The organism is Burkholderia seminalis DSM 23518 (genome assembly GCF_902832885.1).
GTDB classification, from domain to species: Bacteria; Pseudomonadota; Gammaproteobacteria; order Burkholderiales; family Burkholderiaceae; genus Burkholderia; species Burkholderia seminalis.
On record NZ_CADFDK010000006.1, the window covers coordinates 373,100 to 390,869 of the forward strand.

General features: G+C 67.2%; 17 protein-coding genes. 12 read left to right on the forward strand and 5 right to left on the reverse strand.

From position 1 onward, the window contains the following. The first annotated feature begins 365 nt into the window (after window positions 1-365). From sapR to HWX00_RS21075, 9 genes are all read left to right on the forward strand, one after another. Complete coding sequence (gene sapR, locus HWX00_RS21035; RefSeq protein WP_069704642.1) at window positions 366-1,265, forward strand: sap1 transcriptional regulator SapR; 900 nt, start codon at window positions 366-368, stop codon at window positions 1,263-1,265. A gap of 17 nt (window positions 1,266-1,282) precedes the next feature. Further along, window positions 1,283-1,846 (forward strand): D-alanyl-D-alanine dipeptidase, encoded by a 564-nt coding sequence (gene ddpX, locus HWX00_RS21040; protein WP_175027744.1) that lies wholly within the window; start codon window positions 1,283-1,285, stop codon window positions 1,844-1,846. A gap of 61 nt (window positions 1,847-1,907) precedes the next feature. Further along, window positions 1,908-3,509, forward strand: coding sequence for an ABC transporter substrate-binding protein (locus tag HWX00_RS21045; protein ID WP_034187934.1), 1,602 nt, complete (start codon window positions 1,908-1,910; stop codon window positions 3,507-3,509). Window positions 3,510-3,519: 10 nt separating this feature from the next. Continuing rightward, a complete protein-coding gene (locus HWX00_RS21050) occupies window positions 3,520-4,590 on the forward strand; it encodes an ABC transporter permease (protein WP_034187935.1) in 1,071 nt (356 codons plus the stop codon). A 66-nt stretch (window positions 4,591-4,656) separates the two neighbouring features. After that, window positions 4,657-5,571 carry a nickel transporter permease gene (nikC, locus tag HWX00_RS21055; RefSeq protein ID WP_034187936.1) on the forward strand — a complete coding sequence of 305 codons (915 nt, stop codon included), beginning with the start codon at window positions 4,657-4,659 and terminating at the stop codon, window positions 5,569-5,571. A gap of 1 nt (window position 5,572) precedes the next feature. Then, complete coding sequence (locus HWX00_RS21060) at window positions 5,573-6,466, forward strand: ABC transporter ATP-binding protein (RefSeq protein ID WP_069704638.1); 894 nt, start codon at window positions 5,573-5,575, stop codon at window positions 6,464-6,466. Continuing rightward, window positions 6,463-7,239: an ABC transporter ATP-binding protein gene (locus HWX00_RS21065; protein ID WP_034187938.1), complete on the forward strand. Its 777-nt coding sequence runs from the start codon at window positions 6,463-6,465 to the stop codon at window positions 7,237-7,239. The genes HWX00_RS21060 and HWX00_RS21065 overlap by 4 nt, the downstream gene beginning before the upstream one ends. A 129-nt stretch (window positions 7,240-7,368) precedes the next feature. After that, complete coding sequence (locus HWX00_RS21070; RefSeq protein ID WP_034187939.1) at window positions 7,369-7,623, forward strand: GlsB/YeaQ/YmgE family stress response membrane protein; 255 nt, start codon at window positions 7,369-7,371, stop codon at window positions 7,621-7,623. A gap of 363 nt (window positions 7,624-7,986) precedes the next feature. After that, a complete protein-coding gene (locus HWX00_RS21075) occupies window positions 7,987-8,322 on the forward strand; it encodes a type 1 fimbrial protein (RefSeq protein WP_034187940.1) in 336 nt (111 codons plus the stop codon). 22 nt (window positions 8,323-8,344) lie between these two features. On the opposite strand, the gene HWX00_RS21080 is transcribed toward HWX00_RS21075, so the two are convergent. The 3 genes from HWX00_RS21080 to HWX00_RS21090 form a co-directional block, all read right to left on the reverse strand. Next, a complete protein-coding gene (locus tag HWX00_RS21080; RefSeq protein ID WP_034187999.1) occupies window positions 8,345-9,217 on the reverse strand; it encodes a LysR substrate-binding domain-containing protein in 873 nt (290 codons plus the stop codon). 107 nt (window positions 9,218-9,324) lie between these two features. Further along, window positions 9,325-10,224 (reverse strand): class A beta-lactamase, encoded by a 900-nt coding sequence (gene bla / locus HWX00_RS21085; RefSeq protein WP_175027745.1) that lies wholly within the window; start codon window positions 10,222-10,224, stop codon window positions 9,325-9,327. Window positions 10,225-10,434: 210 nt separating this feature from the next. Continuing rightward, window positions 10,435-11,286, reverse strand: coding sequence for a peptidoglycan DD-metalloendopeptidase family protein (locus tag HWX00_RS21090; RefSeq protein WP_069704637.1), 852 nt, complete (start codon window positions 11,284-11,286; stop codon window positions 10,435-10,437). A 496-nt stretch (window positions 11,287-11,782) separates the two neighbouring features. On the opposite strand from HWX00_RS21090, the gene HWX00_RS21095 reads away from it, so the two are divergent. The 3 genes from HWX00_RS21095 to HWX00_RS21105 all read left to right on the forward strand — a co-directional run bounded on the left by HWX00_RS21095 (window position 11,783) and on the right by HWX00_RS21105 (window position 15,771). Next, the gene (locus HWX00_RS21095; protein WP_034187943.1) at window positions 11,783-12,679 is read left to right on the forward strand and encodes a LysR substrate-binding domain-containing protein; all 897 of its coding nucleotides are present in this window, start codon (window positions 11,783-11,785) and stop codon (window positions 12,677-12,679) included. Between the two features lie 35 nt (window positions 12,680-12,714). Further along, window positions 12,715-13,101: an ester cyclase gene (locus HWX00_RS21100; RefSeq protein WP_034188000.1), complete on the forward strand. Its 387-nt coding sequence runs from the start codon at window positions 12,715-12,717 to the stop codon at window positions 13,099-13,101. A gap of 498 nt (window positions 13,102-13,599) precedes the next feature. Continuing rightward, complete coding sequence (locus tag HWX00_RS21105) at window positions 13,600-15,771, forward strand: hypothetical protein (protein WP_175027746.1); 2,172 nt, start codon at window positions 13,600-13,602, stop codon at window positions 15,769-15,771. 104 nt (window positions 15,772-15,875) lie between these two features. On the opposite strand, the gene HWX00_RS21110 is transcribed toward HWX00_RS21105, so the two are convergent. Both HWX00_RS21110 and HWX00_RS21115 read right to left on the reverse strand, forming a co-directional pair. Continuing rightward, window positions 15,876-16,616, reverse strand: coding sequence for a sulfite exporter TauE/SafE family protein (locus tag HWX00_RS21110; protein WP_124608790.1), 741 nt, complete (start codon window positions 16,614-16,616; stop codon window positions 15,876-15,878). A gap of 114 nt (window positions 16,617-16,730) precedes the next feature. Then, window positions 16,731-17,732, reverse strand: a complete 1,002-nt coding sequence (locus HWX00_RS21115; protein WP_059556668.1) for an aldo/keto reductase — start codon at window positions 17,730-17,732, stop codon at window positions 16,731-16,733. Window positions 17,733-17,770 lie beyond the last annotated feature (38 nt).

Consider the following 17,770-nt stretch of genomic DNA (forward strand, 5'->3'; position numbering starts at 1 on the left):
CCATTACGGAATACATGCCGTTTTCTGATTATCGAAAATCGAACATCCCGTCACGCAAGTTAAATCCAAATCGACGCAAAACTTAAATGAATTATTGACCTGAATTAATGATTTAATGTGATTCGCTTTAATTTTGTAATGATCGCGATACCGCGGGACACGACTGGCGGAACGGCTCACCGCGACATTCAAGGCGAACGATCCGCCAATCGATCGGCGATTCAGGGGTTGAGCCGTGCGAACGCCGGTTCGTCGCGCACCTATCACCCATCCTCACACCATAGTTTTTATCCGCTGGCGCGAATGATTTTGGCTTTGTCAGATAGATGACATTCGATCACCAAACGACAACGATCTAACAGCCGATGACTTGCGCGTTCGCCCGTACCGTCGAATCCCGCTACGCGGAGCTGACACCGACCGCCAAGCGCATCGCGAGCTACATGCTCGCGAACCTCGACCGTCTGGGGCTCGAGACTGCCGACCAGATCGCGCAGCAGGCCGGCACCAGCGGCATCTCGGTCGGGCGCTTCCTGCGCAGCGTGGGCTACCGCAATCTCGACGACCTGAAGCGCGAGCTGCGCGGCGGCAGCGATCGTCCGTGGATGATCACCGACCGGCTCGACGAATACCGCCGCACGGTGGGCACGCACTCGGTCGACGGCGATGTCGGCGGCAACGACGGCGCCCGCCGCGGCGAACGCGCGCTCGCGTTGTCGCTCGAACGCGAGCTCGATGCGATCCGCCACGTGTACCGGCTCGCCGAAGGCCCGGTGTTCGCGCAGGTCGCCGACCGGATCGCACAGGCCGACGCGGTGTTCATCCTCGGCATCCAGTCGACGCGCGGCATCAGCAACGCCTTCAGCAGCTACCTCGAATACTTGCGCCCGCGCGTGTTCTATTCCGATGGCCAGTCGGGCTCGTACGTCGATTCGCTGAACTCCGAATTCGAGCGGCCGTACTGCATCGTTACCGATACGCGTGCGTATTCGCGCGGCGCGCGCCGCTATTGCCAGGCGGCCGCCGAGCGCGGGCAGCCGTTCGCGCTGGTCACCGACCTGTCGTGCCCGTGGGCGCGCGACTGGCCGTCCGACCTGCTGCAGGTGAAGACCGATGTCGGCCAGTTCTGGGATTCGCTCGCGCCGCTCACCTGCCTGTTCAACCTGCTGATCACGGCCGTGGTCGACCGCCTCGGCCCCGCGATCGACCGCCGCGTCGAACGCAACCGCGAACTGCAGCGCACGTTCGACCAATTCGAATCCTGAGCGAGACCGCCCTGCCGATGAACGATCACCGCCTCGTCGAAATCACGCCCGCCACGCATCGCGTCGACATCGATCTCGTCTACGCGACCGACCGCAACCTGACCGGCAAGCCGATCTACCGCCAAGCGCACTGCCTGCTGCTGGCGCCGGCCGAGGCCGCGTTGCGGCGGGCGGTCGACATCGCGGCGCAAGCCGGCTTCACGCTGCGCATCTACGACGCGTACCGGCCGCCGCAGGCGCAGCAGGTCCTGTGGGATTTCCTGCCCGACCCGAACTTCATCGCCGATCTCGGCCGCGGCTCGAATCACAGCCGCGGCACCGCACTCGACCTGACGCTCGTCGCCGCGAACGGCGAGCCGCTCGACATGGGTACCGGTTTCGACGAGATGGTCGCCGCGTCGGGTCACTTCCACGCCGGGCTGCCTGAAGCCGTGCAACGCAACCGCCTGCTGCTGCTCGGCGTGATGCACGCGGCCGGCTTCGCGCACATCGACAGCGAATGGTGGCACTACGAACTGCCCGGCTCGCACGCGCTGCCGCAGATCGACGACGCGGCAAGCGGCCCGTGGCGCCTGATGTAACGACGATGCACGTCCCCCTCACCGTTCACGTTCAACGACTTCAACGACAGATGGAGCGCCCATGAAATTCCCGACATCCCGACTCGTCGCGGCGCTGGCCGCCGCGGCCGTTCTCGCCGCCGTTCCGCTTTGCGCCGCGCATGCGGAAACACCGAAGGACATGTTCGTGATGGCCACGCTGCTCGACGAATTCACGACGCTCGACCCGGGCGAGATCTACGAACTGGTGCCGGAGGAATACGTCGCGAATACCTATGACCGGCTCGTGCGCGTCGACCTGCGCGATCCGTCGAAATTCAACGGCGACGTCGCGCAGTCGTGGACGGTGAGCACCGACGGCCTGACCTATACGTTCAAGCTGCGCCCGGGCCTCAAGTTCCACTCGGGCAATCCGCTGACGGCCGACGACGTCGCCTGGTCGATCCAGCGCGCGGTGCTGCTCGACAAGGGCCCGGCCGCCGTGCTGACCGGCATCGGCCTGACGAAGGCGAACGTCGGCGCGAACGTGAAGAAGCTCGACGACCAGACGATTGCCGTCACCACCGACCGCAAGTACGCGCCGACGTTCGTGCTGAACGTGCTCGGCTCGTGGCCCGCGTCGGTGCTGGACAAGAAGCTGCTGCTGTCGCATCAGCAAGGCAACGACTTCGGCAATGCGTGGCTGAAGACCAACGAAGCCGGCTCCGGCGCGTACAGGCTGGTCAAGTGGACGGCCGGCGACAGCCTCGTGCTGCAGCGCTTCGACGGCTACCGGTTGCCGCTCGCGATGAAACGCATCGTGCTGCGCCACGTGCCCGAGGCCGCGAGCCAGCGCCTGCTGCTCGAAAACGGCGACGTCGACGCGGCGCGCGACCTGAGCCCCGACGATCTGGCGTCGGTCGTGAAATCGGGCAAGGCGAAGGTATCGGCTTCGCCGCAGGCGACGCTGTTGTATCTCGGCCTGAACACGAAGAACCCGACGCTCGCGAAGCCCGACGTGCAGGAAGCGCTGAAATGGCTCGTCGACTATGCGGGCATCCAGGGCAACGTCGTGAAGACGACCTACAAGGTGCACCAGACCTTCCTGCCCGAAGGCTTCCTCGGCACGTTGAACGCGAACCCCTACAAGCTCGACGTCGCGAAGGCGAAGGCGCTGCTCGCGAAGGCCGGCGTGCCCGACGGCTTTTCGGTGACGATGGACGTGCGCAACGACTATCCGTACACGGAAATCGCGCAGGCGGTGCAGGCGAACTTCGCGCAGGCGGGCATCAAGGTGCAGTTGATCCCCGGCGACAACAAGCAGACGCTCGCGAAATACCGCGCGCGCCAGCACGACATCTACATCGGCGAATGGTCGGCCGACTACATCGATCCGCACAGCAACGCGCAGGGTTTCGCGTGGAATCCGGACAACTCCGACAAGTCGAGCTATAAAATGCTGGCCTGGCGCAACAGCTGGGACATCCCGCAACTGACGAAGGAGACCGACACCGCGCTCGCCGAGCCGACCGCCGCGAAACGCGCGCAGCGGTATCAGGCGATGCAGAAGGAAGTGCTCGCGCACTCGCCGTTCGTGATCATGTTCGAGAAAGTCGCGCAGGTCGCGACACGGCCCGGCGTGAGCGGGCTCGAGGTCGGGCCGATCAACGATCTCGTGTCGTACCGCAACCTGAAGAAGCAATAAGATTCGCCGCATGTCGACTCCCGCCTCCTCACTCGAAGCACTGCGCACGCTGCCCGCGCGTCGCCCGGCCGTGCGCTGGGCGCTGCGCGTGCTGCGCTGGGCGCTCACGCTCGCCGTCACGTTCGCGGGGCTGCTCGCGCTGACGTTCGTGATCGGCCGCAAGGTGCCGATCGATCCCGTGCTCGCGATCCTCGGCGATCGCGCGTCGGCCGACGCATACGCGGCCGAACGCATCGCGCTCGGGCTCGACAAGCCGCTCGCCACGCAATTCATGATTTACGTGCGCGACGTGCTGCACGGCAATCTCGGCGTGTCGCTGCTGACCGCGAACCCGGTGCTCGACGACATCCGGCGCGTGTTCCCGGCCACGCTCGAACTCGCGACGATCGCCACGCTGATCGGCATCGCGATCGGCGTGCCGCTCGGTGTCGCGGCCGCCGTGAAGCACAACCGGCCGATCGATCACATCGCGCGCTTCGTCGGGCTGATCGGCAATTCGGTGCCCGTGTTCTGGCTCGGGCTGATGGGGCTGCTGCTGTTCTACGCACGGCTGCACTGGGTCGGCGGGCCCGGCCGGCTCGACCCCGTGTACGACGGGATGGTCGACCCGCGCACGGGCAGCCTGCTGATCGACGCCGCGCTCGCCGGCGAGTGGGACGTGTTCCGCAACGCGGTGTCGCACATCGCGCTGCCGGCCGCGATCCTCGGCTACTACTCGGTCGCGTATCTCAGCCGCATGACGCGCTCGTTCATGCTCGACCAGTTGAGCCAGGAATACATCGTCACCGCGCGCGCGAAGGGCTTGTCGGAACGGCGCGTGATCTGGCGGCATGCGTTCGGCAACATCGCGGTGCCGCTGCTGACCGTGATCGCGCTTACGTACAGCAACCTGCTCGAAGGCTCGGTGCTGACCGAGATCGTGTTCGCGTGGCCGGGGCTCGGTTCGTACTTGACCGGCGCGCTGTTGAACGCCGACATGAACGCGGTGCTCGGCGCGACGCTCGTGATCGGCGCGATGTTCATCACCGTCAACCTGCTGACCGACGCGCTCTACCGCGTGTTCGATCCGCGTGCGCGCTGAGGGCTACGCCGACATGACCGCTTTCCCCCCGCTTCTTTCATCGCCGATGCCGAAGGTCGTCCAATCATGAACACCGAGCGCCTCACGCCGCGCGCGTGGCTGCTGTCCGATGCGCCCGCGTCGCGCTCGCAGGCCGCACTCGGCCTCGCGTACCGACGCTGGCGCCGGTTCGCCACCAATCCGCTCAACCTGTTCGGGCTCGCGATCCTCGTCGCGCTGATCGTCGTCGCGATCATCGGCCCGCTGATCATGCCGCACGACCCACTGCGCCAGGTGCTGTCCGACCGGCTGCTGCCGCCCGGCTCGCCGTCGCACTGGTTCGGCACCGACCAGCTCGGCCGCGACATCCTTTCGCGGCTGATCGCCGGCTCGCGCCTCACGCTCGGCATCGCGCTGCTCGTCGTCGTGATCGTGGTGCCGATCGGCCTCCTGATCGGCACCACGGCCGGCTATTGCGGCGGCTTCGTCGACAGCGTGCTGATGCGCATCACCGACATCGCGCTCGCGTTCCCGAAGATCGTGCTCGCACTCGCGTTCGCGGCCGCGCTCGGGCCCGGCGTGATCAACGCGGTCGTCGCGATCTCGATCACCGCGTGGCCCGCGTATGCGCGGCTCGCGCGCGCGGAGACGATCCGCATCGCGCAAGCCGACTACATCCACGCCGCGCGGCTGCAGGGCGCGTCGGGCCCGCGCATCCTGCTGCGCTACATCATGCCGCTGTGCATGTCGTCGGTGATCGTGCGCGCGACGCTCGACATGGCCGGCATCATCCTGACCGTCGCGGGCCTCGGCTTTCTCGGCCTGGGCGCGCAACCGCCGAGCCCCGAATGGGGCTTCATGGTCGCATCGGGCCGCAACGTGCTGCTCGACGCGTGGTGGGTCGCGACGCTGCCCGGCATCGCGATCCTGCTCGTGAGCCTCGCGTTCAACCTGCTCGGCGACGGGCTGCGCGACGTCTTCGATCCCCGCCATGGAGCATGACATGCCGACGAATACCGCCCCCGCGCCCGCCCCACTCTGCGAGATCGACGGGCTGAAGATCGGCTTTCGCGGCCACGACGGCGTCGTCACCGACGCCGTGCGCGACCTGTCGCTGACGCTCGCGCCCGGCGAACGGCTCGGCATCGTCGGCGAATCGGGCTCCGGCAAGTCGCTGACGGGCCGCGCGCTGCTCGGCCTGCTGCCCGACGCCGCCCGCTGGTCGGCGCGCACGATGCGCTTCGCGGGCCACGACCTGCTCGCGATGTCGCCGCGCGAGCGCCGGCGGCTGTGCGGCAGCCAGATGGGCATGATCCTGCAGGACCCGAAGTATTCGCTGAACCCGGTGATGACAGTCGCGAAGCAGATGGGCGAAGCGTTTCGTCTGCACGAGCCCGGGCTGCGCGGCCGCGCGCTGCGCGACCGGATCGTCGACGCGCTCTCCGCCGTGCAGATCCGCGACCCGGCGCGCGTCGCCGATGCGTATCCGCATGAATTGTCGGGCGGCATGGGCCAGCGCGTGATGATCGCGATGATGGTGTCGACCGGCCCGCGCCTGCTGATCGCCGACGAACCGACGTCCGCGCTCGACGTCGCGGTGTCGATGCAGGTGCTCGCGGTGCTCGACGCGATGATCGCGCGCCACGGCACGGGCCTGATGTTCATCAGCCACGACCTGCCGCTCGTGATGTCGTTCTGCGACCGCGTCGCGGTGATGTATGCGGGCCGCGTGGTCGAGACCTGCGCCGCGCGCGACCTGCGCGACGCCTCGCATCCCTACACGCGCGGGCTGCTCGCGGCGACCCCGCCGCTCGCGAACCCGCCCGACGAACTGCCCGTGCTGCGCCGCGATCCGGCGTGGCTCGAGCCCGCCGGCCGACAGGAGGCAGCACGATGATCGACGTCGATCACGCATCGATCCGTTTCCCGACCCGCACGGGTCACGTCGACGCCGTGCGCGACGCGAGCTTCGCGGTGCGCGACGGCGAAGTGTTCGGGCTCGTCGGCGAATCGGGTTCCGGCAAGTCGACGCTGTTGCGTGCGCTGACGGGCCTGGTGCCGCTCGCGTCCGGCAGCCTGTCGATCGACGGACGGCCGGTCGGCGGCACGCCCGATCGCGCGTTCCGCCGCCACGTGCAGATGGTGTTCCAGGATCCGTACGCGTCGCTGCATCCGCGCTTCACGGTCGACCAGACGTTGCGCGAGCCGCTGTCGATCCATGCGATCGGCGACGCCGATGCGCGCATCGCCCGCGCGCTGTCCGAGGTCGGCCTCGGCCCCGCGTTCCGTTTTCGCTATCCGCACCAGTTGTCGGGCGGCCAGCGGCAGCGCGTCGCGATCGCGCGTGCGTTGATCGTCGAACCGCGCGTGCTGCTGCTCGACGAACCGACGTCCGCACTCGACGTGTCGGTGCAGGCAGAAATCCTGAACCTGCTGCGCCGCCTGCATCGCGAACGCCAGCTGACGATGATCCTCGTGAGCCACAACCTCGCGGTGATCGGCTTCCTGTGCCAGCGCGTCGCGGTCATGCAGCACGGCGAGATCGTCGAACAGCTCCGTGTCGAGGACGTGCGGGCAGGACAGGTCGCACGCGACTACACGCGCACGCTGCTGAACGCGACCGAAGGCTACCGCCGTCTCGACCCGGTGGTTGCAACACCGGCGAACTGACATCCGCGCGACGCGCCGGCGTGCGATACTCGGCACGCCACGCGCCGGCTGGCCGTTGCATGGAACCCTTGCGCGCCACGCGGGTCCATTTCCTTTCATCAACAGCTCAATCGCAATAGGGAGGCGTTCATGCTGCAATTCATCGAAACCCTGGTCGTCGGGCTCATCGTCGGCCTCCTCGCCCGCGCGCTCAAGCCCGGCGACGACAAGATGGGTATCCTGATGACCGTCGTGCTCGGCGTCGTCGGCTCGCTGATCGCCGGCTACGTCGGCCGCGCCGCCGGCTGGTATGCGCCGGGCCAGGGCGCCGGCTGGATCGCGTCCATCATCGGCGCGATCGTGCTGCTCGTGGTCGTCGGCGCGATCCGCAAGCGCACGGGCTGAACACCGCGCTCGCGTCGTGTCAATGCAAAACGGCCGCTCGTCAGAGCGGCCGTTTTGCTTGTGGCGAGCCGGAGACCGGGTAACTACCGACTCGTTGGCTTCGCAACGATTCAACGGCACGCTCCCCCATCCGCCGCTGGTCTTCCAGCGAGCGTACGCGACCGGCGAATCCCCGACTTGCGGGCGCGCAAATTTGAGATAAATTGATTGAAGGAATAACGCGCGGTTTGCTTATTCCCTTTATTTCCATTTTTCGATTCAAGAGGTCCGATGGTTTTGCCGTTTACGCATACAGCATCGCAGCGTTGACGGACTGCCACCCGAGCGGCCCCGCTGCGACGCGCTTCCTCTCTGGAGCCTGTCATGAAGCATCGCCTGTTCGCCGCCTCGTTCGTCCTGGCTGGCTCGCTTCTGGCCACGTCCTCGTCCTTTGCCGGCGGCACGTCCGGCATCATTCATTTCTCCGGCATGATCGTCGAGCCGCCCTGCTCGTTCGCGCTCGATACGGCCGATGTCGCCCACGCACACGTGCGCCCCGACTGCCCGCGTCCGGCAAGCGGACAAGTCGCGTTCGTCGACGCGGCCAGCCTGCGCACGATCAAGACCACGACCTTTACGCAGGCCTCGCGCGCAATCGTTTTACCTGAGCGTACGGGCAGCAATCATGCGCCGATGATCGCCGTCGTGACCTACCAGTAAAACCCGCCGCCGTGGCCGCCCGTCAGTCGCGATGACGCGCGATCCAGTCGCTGAACGCGCGGATCTTCTGCTGGCTGCCGATGGTTTCGGGATACACGAAGAAGTAGCGCGCGCCGGTTTCGAGCACGATGTCGAACGGCCGTTCGAGCCGGCGCGCGCTGACGTCGTCGTCGACGAGCGTCACGTCGCCGATCGCGACGCCGAAACCCTGCATCGCCGCGTTCGTCGCGAGATCGAGCGTGTCGAACGTCGGCCCGCGCGCGGGATCGACGCCGCGCTCGCCCGCATGGTCGAGCCACGCACGCCAGTCACGATGGTCGCGCGTCGGATGGAGCAGCGTATGGCGCGCGAGATCGCCGACCGTATCGAGCGGCGACGCCTGCCGCAATTCGGGCGCGCAGACGGGCGTCAGCCGTTCGTCGAACAGCGGCAGCGCGAACACGCCGGGGCCCGGCGACGTGCCGTAGACGACCGCCGCATCGAACGGCTCGGTCGAGAAATCGACGACGTGCTGCCACGCGGTCGTGATCTGCACATGGAGATCGGGGTGCTCGCCCTGGAAGCGCATGATGCGCGGCAGCATCCAGCGCATCACGCAGGTCGGCACCTTCAGCGCGAGATCGGTGCGCTGCCGCGTGAGCTTCATCGAGATGTCCTCGATCCGCGCGAAGCTCTCGTTGACGACCGGCAGCAGCTGCTCGCCCTCCGCCGTCAGCGTGAGCCCCTTCGCATGCCGCTTGAACAGCGGAAAGCCGTAGTGCGCCTCGAGCGTCTGGATCTGCCGGCTCACCGCGCCCTGCGTGATGCACAGCTGCTCGGCCGCGCGCGTGAAGCTGCGGTGGCGAGCCACCGTCGAGAAGATCTGCAACGCGTGCAGGGGCGGAAGTCGGCGCATGGCGAACGGGAAACGGAAATACGGCGCGAAAGGGCCGCGCGCCGACACCGGCGCGCACAGACCGACACGATAAGCCAAACGTGCGCGTTGCGCGAGACGCCGGACGGTCAGGCCGTCGCGGTCAACGCACCCGCCGCGATGCGCGCCGCCGACGCGACGACGTCCGCGCGGGCCGCCGCGTCGGCCCGCTGCTGCGTGAACGACACGGCCATCACGATCGGCGCGCGCGACGGCGGCCACAGCACCGCGACATCGGTCGTCGTGCCGTAGCCGCCCGTACCGGCCTTGTCCGCGACGCGCCAGCCCGGCGGCACGCCCGCCGCGATGCCGGTCGCGCCGCGCGAGCCACCGGCCATCCATTCCGTCAGCTGCGTACGCTGCGGCTCGTGCAGCGTATCGCCGAGCAGCAATCGCTGCAGCGTGTCGACCATCGCGACCGGCGTCGACGTGTCGCGTTCGTCGCCGGGCGCGGCCCGGTTCAGTTCGGGCTCCCAGTGGTCGAGGCGGAACGTCGTGTCGCCGCTCTCGCGCGCGAACGACGTGACGGCCTGCGGGCCGCCGAGCACGCCCATCAGCAGGTTCCCCGCCCCCTTGTCGCCGGCCTGCAGCATCGCCTCGCACAGCTGCGCGATCGTCATGCCCGTGTCGACGCGGCTTTCGGTAATCGGCGAGCCCGACACGACTTCATAACGACGATACAGGATGCGGCGCGGCAGCAGCGACGCATCGAGCGACCCGCGCGCGAGCATCGCGGCGGCCGCCATGACCGCGTAGGTGCCGCACAGCGGGAAGCGTTCGCGCGCGTGATGGGCGATACGCACGCCATTCGACGTATCGAGCGCGGCGACGCCGAGCCGGCCGTTCGAGGCTTTTTCGAGCGCGGCCAGTTCGGCCTGCGCGGTATGGGCGCGCCCCTGGTCGGCAACCGGCGCGGACGTGCACGCGGCGACGAACGGTGCGGCAACGGCGGCAAGCAACAGCGAGCGGCGTGTCGGAGAATGTTCCATGAATGCGGTGTGTTCTGTCGGAAACGGTGGCACGAAGCAACGCGGGCGCGCTTCGACGAAGCGCGCCGGTTCACGCCGACGGCCGGCCCGCGACGGCATTCGCCGCGCATCCCCGAATGACGCCCGTCGGCCCCGCCATGCGCGGGACGCGCATGAACAGCCCCTAGCGTAGCAGCGAGCGCCGCCACGTTCCAGCAAAACGGCCCCGCGTCACCCTTGCGACGAAGGCAGGTACGGCATCGGATTCACCGGCTTGCCGTCGCGCCGCACCTCGAACAGCAGCGCGACGCGCGAGTTGTCGAGGTCGCCCATCTCGGCGATCGCGTCACCCTGGCGCACGATGTCGCCCGTCTTCACGAGCAGCTTGCGGTTGTGCGCATAGGCGGTCAGGAAATCGGCGTTGTGCTGGACGATGATCAGGCTGCCGTAATCGTTCAGGCCGGTGCCCGCATACATCACGCGGCCGTCGGCCGCGGCGCGCACCGGGTCGCCCGGTCGGCCGGCGATCTGGATGCCGCGGTTCTGCCCCGGCCGGAACCCGTCGACGATCTTGCCGTTGGCGGGCCACTTGAGCGCGACCCCGCCCGCATGCCGTTTCGTTTCCTTGACGACCTGCCGGTCGCTCGCGTTCGACGCGGCGCTCTGCGACGTTGCCTGACTTCCCGCGGCCCCATTGGCCGCCGCGGTTTGCGTGCCGGCCGCGCCGGCCGGCGGCAACGGCTGCTGTTTGACGATGCGCAGTACCTGCCCCATGCGCAGCCTGCCGTGCGCGGCCAGTTTGTTCCAGGTGCGCAGGTCGGCAACGCTGCAGTCGTTCGCGGACGCGATGCCCGTCAGCGTGTCGCCGCGCTTCACGACGTACTTTTGCGCGACGAGAATCGGCGCCGGCGGCAGCGCGGCGGACGTGGCCGCCGACGGAGCGGAAGCCGGCTGGTTCGACGTGGGGCCCGCGAGCGTGTCGCTCGGCGGGACGGACTGCGTACTTGCACAACCGGCCATGACGAGCGCGGCTGCCAGGCCCGGCAGCCACGCCGCGTTGCGGTAAATCTCGCGCGTTTTCATGGACGATCCGACTCCGGTTTGACAATCTTTCAAGCATCTCAAAAACGGAACGGCCGACGTGTAACCGGATGCAAACAATGATGACAAACGATCACGAACCGGATGCCGGCCGGCATTCGATACCGGTAATACGGTCCGATTCGGAAAAACTTGATGTCTTTTTGCAGGAAAGCGGAAGAATTTTCGTTTCAAAAAACTATGAAGGATCAATCTCGATAGGCGCTCGATTCAACGCAACCATCCGACGAATTCGGCACAGGCCCACGCGATGCCGATGCACAGGAACAACAGATGCAGCGCGATCTTGAACGACACGCCCCATGACGAATCGATCTGCATGACAGGCTCCCCGGTTGATGTGCAGCCATGATCGGCCATCGATCGCGCCCCGGAAATGCGGAACCGTCGAAGCGGGCCTCAGGCTGCGCCTGAGACCGGCGCGGCGGTTCCTGCTAACTTATCGGCCATTCGACAACGTCCTCACGCCCCGCCCATCATGCGCTTCGACCTGACCGACCTGCGGCTCTTCCTGAACATCTGCGAAGCCGGCACGATCACGAGCGGCGCGGAGCGCACGCACATCACGCTGCAGGCCGCGAGCGAGCGGATCCGCGGCATGGAGGACGAGCTCGGCGTGCCGCTGCTGCACCGGACCAAGTCGGGCGCGCAGGCGACCGACGCGGGCCGCGCGCTCGAACACCATGCGCGCACCGTGTTGCAGCAGATCGACCACATGCGCGGCGAACTGCAGCAATACGGCCAGGGGCTGCGCGGCCATATCCGGCTGCTGTGCAACACGGCATCGTTGAGCGAATACCTGCCCGACGCGCTGGCCGATTATCTGCCGCATCACCCGAAGCTGTCGGTCAGCGTCGAGGAGCGCTCGAGCCAGGAGATCGTGCATGCGATCCGCAACAAGACGGCCGAGGTCGGCATCGTCGCCGATTCGGTCGGGCTCGGCGGGCTCGAACAGAAGCCGTTCCGCGAGGACTGGCTGATCGTCGTCGTGCCGGCCGCGCATCCGCTCGCGTCGCACGAGAAGGTCGCGTTCGACGCGATCGCCGGCGAGGATTTCATCGGCCTCACCGACGGCAGCGCGTTGCAGGTGCATCTCGCCGACCAGGCGCGCGCGCTCGGCAAGCGGATCCGTTATCGCGTGCAGTTGAAGAGCTTCGATGCGATCTGCCGCGTGATCGCGAGCGGCGTGGGCATCGGCATCGTGTCGCGTCATGCGGCCGAGCGCGCGATGCAGACGATGGACGTGCGGCTCGTCGAATTGTCCGATCCGTGGAGCCACCGGAAACTGACGCTCTGCGCGCGCTCGTTCGACGCGCTGCCGAAGTACACGCGCGAATTCGTCGCATTCTTGTCCGGCGAGGCGGCGTCGCGGTGACGCATGCGGTCTCGTCGATACTCGGAGCCATGACCATGACCGACACCGATCTCGCCACCCGCTATCGCGCCTATATCGACTGCCTGAACCGGCAGGACTGGCAGGCGCTCGGCGAATACGTGGCCGACGACGTGATCCACAACGACCGCCCGCTCGGCCTCGCCGGTTACCGCGCGATGCTCGAACGGGACTACCGCGACATTCCCGATCTCCGCTTCGAGATCCGGCTGCTCGCGTGCGAGCCGCCGCGCGTCGCGTGCCGGCTGCGTTTCGCCTGTTCGCCGCAAGGAACGTTCATGGGGCTGGCCGTCGACGGCCGCAAGGTCACGTTCGCCGAGAACGTGTTCTACGAGTTTCATGACGGCAAGATCCGCCAGGTCTGGTCGGTGATCGACAAGGCCGCGATCGAGGCACAGCTTTAACCCCGTCGCGGCAGCCGCTGCCGGTCGGGATCGGCGATCCGATTTCCCGCCTGATGCACTTCGGCCCTTCTGGATAACGTTTTCTCTCATGACTGGCCGAGAGCGTGCCGTCGTTCAGCCCTGCCGTTTGCCACGCCACCGCCCGCACCCAGGATGAAACGCGCTCGCCCATCGGCAATATCTTGCGTGATTTTCGCGAAATTCTGATTCGCGCACCTGTCCGATCATTCCCACCATCCGGGTTTTCACCGGCGCCTCCGACGTGAAAGTTCATTGACATCGCACCGCGCGATGCCTAAATTTGGAAAACGTTTTCCAATTCATCGGCGCGACGTCGGCCACGGTCCGCGCAGGGGAAACGCTTGCCCGCTCGAGTTGTGATTCAGGCCGTCCGCCTTCAGGGATCAGGGTTGCAAGGCGACGGTCAGGTACGGGCATCGAGCGCGGCAACGGCCACACCCGCCCGTCCTTCATCACTATTCAAAAACTGGAGACACAATGCATCCGCGCAGCAGATTCGCGCTCGGCGCCGCGCTCAGCGCCCTTTCCGTCGTGTTCGTCAGCGCGTGCGGCGGCAACGACGTGACCGATACGCCGCCGTCATCGCCGCCCCCGTCCACGTCCACGCCCCCCGCGCTCGCGGCGAACTCGCTGCAGGCGCTCGTCTACGGCGCGCCCGACACCAGCGTGCCGGCCGGCACGAACGTGCCGGTCACGATGATGGGCCAGATGCGCGCGCTGTTCGACCTGATCCGGAAATCGCCCGACTTCACGCAGGTCGTGATGGATCTCGGCGACGGCACGCCCGTCCACGTGCTCGACACGAACACCGGCGACAAATTCCTGCCCGGCAAGCTCGCGCTCGGCCTGTCGTACATCCTGATCGACATGAAGTCGAAGAACGACCCGCAGTATGCGAGCTACCTCGCGACCTACCAGACGATCACGACCGCGATGATGGCGCAGTCGGGCGGCAACTACACGTACGCGAACACGTCGTGGGGCGAGTACTACTATCTCGTCGCGCTGAACAACCTGAAGGCGCACGGGATGCTCAACGAAGTCTTCAGCGACGCGATGCTCGCGACACTGCAGCAGCGCCTCACCTTCTGCGACATGTTCGGCCCCGATGCGAGCGGCAAGACCAGTACGTGCCCGGCCGCCGGCACGCCGATCGACATCGCGTCGCTCAACACCGCGCAGAATTACTATGCGGTGTCCTACGGCATTGCCGGGCTGCGCCAGAAACTCGGCTGGAGCAGCCCGTCGTTCGCGTCGAAGACGGATCCGTCCGTCGCGGCGATGGGCGCGCGCGATGCGCTGCTGTACACGCTGACGAACCACATCCGCAACGATTCTTCCGGCGGCTTCTCCGATGAAGCGTCGAACACGCACACGACCTACTACGACGAGGCGCGCTTCGACCGCTACAGCACGCTGCTGATCGGCGAAGTGGTCGAGCGCACGTTCGAGATGGACAACGTGGCGAATCTCACGCCCGAACTGAAGGGCTATCTGCGCAAGTCGGTCGACCTGATCCTGCCGCAGCTGAACGCCAGCGGCCAGGGCTTCAACTACGGCCGCTCGATCGGCCCGTACGGCGATTCCGCGTTCATGGAAGTGCTGACGGCCGCCGCCAACGCCGGCGTGCTGACCGACCAGGAGAAGCGCGTCGCGTACACGTTCATCTACCAGGCCGCGCATCGTTTCGACACGTACTGGTATGACCCGTCGCTGCCGACACCGTCGGTGAACATGTGGGTCAAAGGCCGCGGCACTGACGCGTATCGCGGTAAGCCGCGCGTGATGGGCGAGAACTTCAGCCTGCTGCACCAGTACCTGTACGTGAACGCGTGGTGGAACAAGCTCGGTTTCGGCGGCAAGGCGCCGATGGCCGATGCGGACTACGGCGCATGGCTCGACGCGCTGCCGCGCTATACGCTGACCTGGTACAACCAGCCAACCGACGCCGCGCATCCGTACAGCGCCGCGCTGCTCACCGTGCGCGACGGCCGGCGCGTGATCAACCTGAACCTGAGCCAGGCGCCCGACTACAACTCGTACACGCCGTACTACCCGGTACCGTTCTCGGACAAGCTGATCTACGGCACGACCGACCTCGGCTACGCGCTGCTGGTGCCGCAGGTGACGTACAACGCGAAGACGTACATTCCCGTCACGTACTACAAGAACCTGAACGTGCAGCAAGCCAACGGCCAGGTGATCGTGTCGTTCGATACGACGAAGTTCCGCCTCGCATCGAAGAACGCCGCCTACACGACGGATCTCGACCTGCAGGTGCATACGGTGCTGACGTTCGCGCACGGCACGATCTCGCGCAGCGATACGCTCAGCTCGGGTACGCTCACGGGCAACCTCGCGGTCGAGACGGACTTCACGTCGTTCGCGGATTTCGCATCGACGCAAGCCAACGGCGATGGCGTGTCGGTGACGTACGCCAACAGCGCCGCGACCGGTTATGCGGCGTCGGGGTTCGACACCTGCGCGCTGTCCGCCTTCGACACGGCGAACGGCACGACGAACCCGCTGTCGACGACACCGATCGGCCAGCTGCACTCGAACTTCGCGTGCACGACGAAGCCGTTCGCACTCGGCGCGGGCACGACGCGCACGTTCGGGTGGTCGCTGAAGTACGCCGACCCGGCCTGAACCGTGTGATTCGCGCCACGTGAACGCGCCCGAAGCCGGCCGCTTGAGCCGGCTTCGGGCACTTCAGCAAGGAGCAGCGCCCACGCGCGGCGCGTGGTACCCGTTCACAGCCACCCCGCAACGGCCATATACGCGCCGAGCGCGATCAGCCCGACGAAGAAGCAGCGCTTGAACGCCGTTTCGCTCATCACGCGTCGCGCATACTGCCCGCCGGCCATCCCCGCCAGGGCCGGCACGAGCGCGAGTGCCGACACGCCGAGGTCGACCGCCTGCAACGCACCCGATACGCGCAACTGCAGGCCGAGCGCGATCGTCGATGCGGTAAACGACAGCCCGAGCGCCTGGATCAGGTCGTCCTTCGACAACCGCAGCGCCTGCAGATACGGCACGGCCGGCACGACGAACACGCCGGTTGCCGCCGTCACGACACCCGTCAGGTAACCGACCACGGCGGACAGCCATTTCTCGCGGCGTCCCGGCGCGGGCAGCCGCGCGGCGGCCAGCCCCCACACCCCGTACAGGATCAGCACGACACCGAGCGCCGCGTGCGTCCACGTGCTGCCGGCCGCGAGCGCGGGCAGCCCGCCCGTCAGCGTGCCGATCGTGAGGCCAGCGAGCAGCGGCCACAGCCGGCGCAGCAGCGGCCCGAACGACGGGCCGAGGCCCAACTGCCACACGTTGGTGATGAACGACGGCACGAGCAGCAGGCTCGCCGCGGCCGACGGCGGCATCGCGAGCGTCAGCAGCCCCATCGCGATCGTCGGCAGCCCGAGCCCGATCATGCCCTTGACCGCGCCGGCCAGCAGGAACACCAGCACGATGATTGTCAGCGTATGAATTTGCATGGAGGCGGTTCCATCCGGTCGAGTACGGCGCCGATGGTGCCGCTCCGCCACGCAGCCCGCCATCTGGTTTTGCCTGAGGCTGGCTAGGCCCCGCCGGACGGGCCGGCCCCTGGCTCACCCCCGTCCGTGCTCGCTGTCGAGGTGGGCCATCTGGGCGGCGGGATAACGCTCGCCGGCAGCCGACCCGGCGGGTACCGCCGCTTCGATGCGGTCGACATCATTGACCGTTAGTTGCATTCTTGTCGCCAGCAAACCGTCCTGCAGCTGCGTGCGCTTGCGCGCACCGACCAGCGGCACGATGTCGGTGCCGCGCGACAGCGCCCATGCGATCGCGACCTGCGCCGGATTGCTGCCCTTCTCGTCGGCGATCGCACGCAGCGCGTCGACGAGCGCGAGGTTGTGTACGAGGTTGTCGCCCTGGAAGCGCGGGCTCGCCGCGCGGAAGTCGCGCTCGCCCTGCCGTGCCGCGCTCCAGCGCCCGCCGAGCAGCCCGCGCGACAGCACGCCGTAGGCCGTCACGCCGATGCCGAGCGCGCGACAGGCCGGCAGGATGTCGGCTTCGATGCCGCGCGACAGCAGCGAATACTCGATCTGCAGGTCGGCAATCGGCGCGACGGCCGCCGCGCGGCGGATCGTGTCGACGCCGGCTTCGGACAGCCCGATATGGCGCACGTACCCGGCTTTCACGAGATCGGCGATCGCGCCGACCGTGTCCTCGATCGGCACGGCCGGATCGACGCGCGCGGGCCGGTAGATGTCGATGTAGTCGGTGCCGAGCCGCTTCAGCGAATACGCGACGAAGTTCCGGATCGCGACGGGCCGTGCGTCGTAGCCGGCAAACCCGCCGGCCGGATCGCGCAGCGCGCCGAATTTCACGCTGATCAGCACTTGGTCGCGCGCGCGGCCGCGCAACGCGTCGCGGATCAGCATCTCGTTGTCGCCCATCCCGTAGAAATCGCCGGTGTCGAGCATCGTGATGCCGTTGTCGAGCGCCGCGTGCAGCGTGGCGATGCTCTCGTCGCGGTCGGCCGGCCCGTACAAGTCCGACATACCCATGCAGCCGAGTGCGATCGCCGATACCTGCGGGCCCGTGCGGCCCAGTTGACGCGTGTCCATGTCCGTTTCCTCCGAAGGGTGAGTGGATGGAACGGATT